The organism is Rhodoblastus acidophilus, from assembly GCF_025961575.1.
In the GTDB taxonomy this organism is placed as follows: domain Bacteria; phylum Pseudomonadota; class Alphaproteobacteria; order Rhizobiales; family Beijerinckiaceae; genus Rhodoblastus; species Rhodoblastus acidophilus_C.
Genome location: NZ_JAOQNX010000074.1, coordinates 1 through 1,482, shown reverse-complemented (window position 1 = coordinate 1,482; position 1,482 = coordinate 1). Strand labels below are relative to the sequence as shown.

Genomic DNA, 1,482 nt, shown 5'->3' with positions numbered 1-1,482 from the left:
CTTCTCCCGCAAGGCTACGGCATTCACGAAAGTGATTCCCTTTTTGTCAGAGACCTGATTCCCTGAGCTTGGCTTTCATTGATGGAGGCTGAGCATGTCTTTGAGATATCATGGCGACATTCGGATTCCCCGGCGCGGAGCCGAGATCTTGGCCGGAATGGTCAGCCACCGGTCTGTCGTGGTTCGCACTTTTGCGGCAAATCGCGCCGACGAGGTTGCGACGCACCGTTTTTTTGGATCGCGGGCCGTGACGCCCGAGGCGATCTTGTCGGATATGGCCCGGCTCACCGCGCGGGCCTGCCGCGGCCGCAGGATTGTCGCCGCGCAAGACACCACGGAAATCAACTTTTCGGGCGCCGATCGCAAACGCCGAGGACTTGGCCTCGCCGGAGACGGAAAAAGCCTGGGCTTCTTCATCCATCCGGTTGTGGCCGTCGATGCGGACGACGAGGTCTTGCTGGGCGTTGTCGGCGCGCGGATTTGGACGCGCGGCATGGAAAAGGTCGGGCCGCGTCAGAAGCGATTGCTGGAGGAGAAGGAGTCGCATCGCTGGCTGGACGGCGCCCGGACGGCCGCGCGCGTTCTCAGCGACGCCAGCGTCATTGTGGTCGGCGACCGCGAGAGCGATATCTACGAAGTGTTCGCCGGCAAGACGCAAGACGTTGATCTGCAGAAGGTTGATCTGGTCGTGCGGGCGCGCGCCAATCGCCGGATCGTTGGCGGGGGCATGCTGTATGAGACCGGCGACGCTTTCGCGCCGGTTTGCGAAATGGACGTCAAAGTCGCCCCACGAGGCCCCGGCGACAAGGGCCGCATCGCGCGCGTGGCGGTTGCGTTCGGGCGGGTGAGCGTCGCGCGGCCGAAGACCTTGCGCGCGGATCAGGCTCCAAAACAGTTGGACCTCACGCTCATCGTCGCGCGCGAATGTGAGGCGACCGCGTCAAAGACCCCACTGCTGTGGCGGTTGCTGACCACAATGGCGGTGACGACGGCCGATGAGGCGCGCGACGCGATCAACTTCTACCGCTTGCGCTGGCGCATCGAACAAGTGTTTCGCATGCTGAAGACGGACGGGCTTGGGTTGGAGAAAAGCCAGATTTGCGAAGCTTCGCGCCTGTTCAATCTGGCTGCGATGGCGCTTGGCGCCGCCGCGCGGATCATCCAGCTCACAGATGCGCGCGACGGCGGGCCACGACCAGCGAGCGACATTCTCGACGATCAATGGATTGCTCCCGCCAAGGACATTGGCGCATCGCTGGAAGGCAAGACCGCGCGCCAGAAAAACCCGCATGACGTGGGATCATTGCCATGGCTCGCGTGGATCGTCGCGCGTTTGGGAGGGTGGCATTGCTATTACAAGCCACCCGGGTCCAAAACCATGGCCCAGGGCATGCGAAGGCTCATGGACATGCTCCAGGGCTACGAGATTGCAAAATGCAAATCACTTGCGTGAATCCCGTAGCCCGCAAGCGGAGAAGGAAG

General features: G+C 62.6%; 1 protein-coding gene. It reads left to right on the top strand.

What is annotated here, in order from left to right; all coding sequences use genetic code 11:
- Positions 1–94 precede the first annotated feature (94 nt).
- Entirely contained in the window at positions 95–1,453 is a 1,359-nt protein-coding gene (locus tag M2320_RS23175; RefSeq protein WP_264599326.1) for an IS4 family transposase, read from the top strand.
- Positions 1,454–1,482 lie beyond the last annotated feature (29 nt).